The organism is Microcystis sp. M53603_WE2, assembly GCF_030065435.1.
Genome location: NZ_JASJFF010001022.1, coordinates 1 through 3,252, shown reverse-complemented (window position 1 = coordinate 3,252; position 3,252 = coordinate 1). Strand labels below are relative to the sequence as shown.

The window sequence follows — 3,252 nt, the reverse complement described above, 5'->3', positions numbered from 1 at the left end:
TAATCAGCAGCTGGTGGTGGAGGTAAAACTGGAAGATGACTGCTGGCTGCGGGTGGTGGTGGATGGCAAGACAGAATTTGAGGGTGTACTGCCCCAGGGAAGCCATCGCACTTGGCAAGCAAACCGAGAATTAACCGTGAGAGCGGGTAATGCCGGCGGGGTTTACGTTGCTGTTAATAATGCCAATGCTAAACAACTGGGGCAACCGGGCAAAGTCGAGGAAGTCACCTACCGGGCAAATTGAGCTAATTTATGCAAAAGGTCTTTTCACCCCTCGATCGCCTTCAGGGAGGGTTAATCGGGGCATATATTGGGGAATCCTTGCATAATCAACCCCTAATACCAGCCTTTAACTATGAGGCTACACCGAGGACGACCCTGCTTTTGCAAGCACTGCAATCTAAGGAGGATTTTTCCCTTGCGATCGCAGCCAAGCAGCAGTCGGAATCGGCGTTATTATTTGTGCTGTTGCCGGAGATTTTAACCTGGCCTGACCATGGGGAACGTTGGCAAGCTAGATTAAATTTTTGGCTGAAAAAGGGCTTAATTTCCGAGTTAACCCGACAAGAAGCGATAATTTGGGGAGAGGCAGTAGGTCTGTTATTAGAGGGAAAAAGGCCTTTAAATCAGTTAATCGGGCAATTACTAACTATTAACCCCAAGAATAAGCTATTAGAGCAGATTCAGTCAGCTTTAGGGCAGAATCATCCCTTCGAGTCCATTTTATCGGCTTGGGCGAAAGAGATCTCACCTTTAGGAATTGCGATCGCAGCTTCTCTCTATACCTTTCTGCAAACGACTGAGGATTTCGCCGTGAGCGTGCGTCGCGCTAATTATAGTCCCTATCAACGGCAATTAACCACCACTTTAGCGGGAATTTGGGCGGGATTGTACAACGGTATCGAGGGGATTCCCCTAGCCTGGCGGCAAAATTTGCCGAAAGAGCCAGTTAAACAGCAATTAATCGATAAAGCTGGGGAAATATATCGAATTTCTTTGGGTATATCTCCTCATCTTGTCCTATCTCCCCATACTGCCGTCGATTACGGGGGAACAATCCAACCCCGTCCCAGCTTAAAATTGGTCTCTCAAGATAAGTAGGGGTTGCTGAAAAAGTTTTTCCTGGTGTGGGGTGTGGGGTGTGGGGTGTGGGGTGTGGGGTTTTACCGATTTTGAGGGGGTCAATTACCTAATTTTCAGGGAAAAAGTCCAGGGATTTTCCCCCCAATCACTCCAATGGTCGGCACTTTTTGAGGTCAAAAAAGTCTAAAAGCCTTATCCAACAAGGTTTTTAGATTTATTCAGCATACCCTACTTAGTTTGAAAGATATTTTGTACCATTTTTTTATCCAAACCTGCGGCAATTTTATCTAATTCTGCTATTTCCCCACTGTCTAAACTCCATCCTAAAGCGCCTAAATTCTCCTCAGCTTGCCGAACATTTTTAGCTCCGGGTATAGGAATTGTTCCCTTACAGATACACCAATTTAAGGCAACTTGACTAATAGTCTTATTTTTAGCTTGGGCGATAACTTCTAGGCAACTCATCAGAGGAGAAATAGCGGGAATTAATTGACCAAAAAGGAAGCGACGTAATCCTGGGGGTAAGTTTTTATTATCTCGATATTTCCCGGTTAATAACCCCAAAGCTAAGGGACTATAGGCAATAATTTTAATACCCAATTGCTCACATAGTTCCTTTAATCCCAAGTCAGTGAGAGGATAGGTAGAAAGGAGAGAATACTGTACCTGTAAACTGGTAATAGGAATGCCGCGACTGGCAAACTTTTGATAGGCAGACTTCAATCTTTTCGGTCCAAAATTGGATAAACCGACTCCTTTAACTAACCCCTTTTCCAGACAATCCCCCAATCCGTCTAATAATCCCCCCTCCTGCCATGGCGCATAATTGCCCGTTGACCAGTGCATTTGCACTAAATCCACCGGGCGGCCTAGTCTGGTTGCCGAAGCTTGACAAGCTTTCACCATGGCATGACGGGTTAAACGCCAAGGATAAGGGGCGAGTTTGGTGGCAATACGGATATGATCAGCGTTATAACCGCTATATTCCCCTGTAAAGCGTCCTAATAGCTTCTCACTCTGTCCGTTGAGTTTGCCTGTCCCGTAGGAGTCTCCCGTATCAAATAGGGTGACACCCCACTGGACGCAGAGATTAAAAACCGCTTGTAACTGGCTATCCATACTCTCATCGTAACCCCAGAGAAGACGATTTCCCCAGGCCCAAGTACCGCAGCCCATGGGGGGAAGGGATAGAGTTTGATGTGTGACTGTCAAGGGATTCATGGGTTAGTTTCTCTGGGTTTTTTCTCAAGCTTTCAGCAAGATATTTTATACTAAATCTGGTTATTAAAGACTGATTATTTATTCCCCTTTTTGCATGAGTGCATGAGAAGAAAACGGGTTTCTCCGAGAAACCCGTTTTCTGTACTAAATCGACTTAGGTTTTTGTTTAACAAATAATCCCCGCAACCAATAGTAAAAACTATCGATATAAGTAAAAATTACCGGCACAACCACCAAAGTTAACAGGGTGGAAGTGGTAAAACCACCAATAACGGCAATCGCCATCGGTGCGCGAATTTCCCCATCTGCACCCAAAGCTAAAGCAATCGGTAACATCCCGGCAATTGTGGAAACGGAGGTCATAATAATTGGTCGTAAACGAGAGACTCCCGAATCAATCATCGCCTGAAACTGCGGTTTCCCTGCCTCAATGCCACTCAGGGCAAAATCGACTAACAGAATCGCATTTTTAGTGACTAATCCCATCAGTAAAACTATGCCAATTAAAGCGTATAAACCTAACTCTTTTTGGGTAATTAAAAGAGCGATTAAAGTACCACCAATCGATAAAGGAAGGGAAGTTAAAATCGCTAGGGGATAGAGAAAATTGTTATACAACAAGACCAGAATCCCATAGATCGAAATAATTGCTAAACTTAATGCCCCCAAAAAACGAGCGAAGATATCGCGCATAATACGAGCATCACCAAAGGGTTCTTCTGTCACCTCTGGGGGTAAGTTTTTCATGATTGGTAAAGTGCGAATTTGTGTCACCGCACTTCCCAAAGAAACTCCCTCTAAATTAGCTCCAATATTAACCTGACGTTGACGGTTAAAGCGTTGAATTTCCGCAGGTCCACTACCTAAGCTAATTGTCGCCACCGAGTTAAGCGGTACTAACGTCCCATTACTGCTAGGAACGCGCAAATTTTGCAGAGTTTCTATCTC

General features: G+C 44.7%; 4 protein-coding genes. 2 read left to right on the top strand and 2 right to left on the bottom strand.

Translation table 11 applies throughout. The features are described 5' to 3' along the window. Positions 1–244 (top strand): DUF4115 domain-containing protein (locus PX481_RS21535; RefSeq protein WP_288095904.1); only part of this gene is annotated, 244 nt, incomplete at its 5' end. Positions 245–252: 8 nt separating this feature from the next. After that, positions 253–1,101, top strand: a complete 849-nt coding sequence (locus PX481_RS21530; protein ID WP_288095901.1) for an ADP-ribosylglycohydrolase family protein — start codon at positions 253–255, stop codon at positions 1,099–1,101. 210 nt (positions 1,102–1,311) lie between these two features. On the opposite strand, the gene PX481_RS21525 is transcribed toward PX481_RS21530, so the two are convergent. Both PX481_RS21525 and PX481_RS21520 read right to left on the bottom strand, forming a co-directional pair. Next, positions 1,312–2,304 (bottom strand): aldo/keto reductase, encoded by a 993-nt coding sequence (locus PX481_RS21525; protein WP_288095899.1) that lies wholly within the window; start codon positions 2,302–2,304, stop codon positions 1,312–1,314. 144 nt (positions 2,305–2,448) lie between these two features. Beyond that, positions 2,449–3,252: efflux RND transporter permease subunit (locus tag PX481_RS21520; RefSeq protein WP_288095897.1), on the bottom strand; the 804-nt coding region annotated here is incomplete at its 5' end.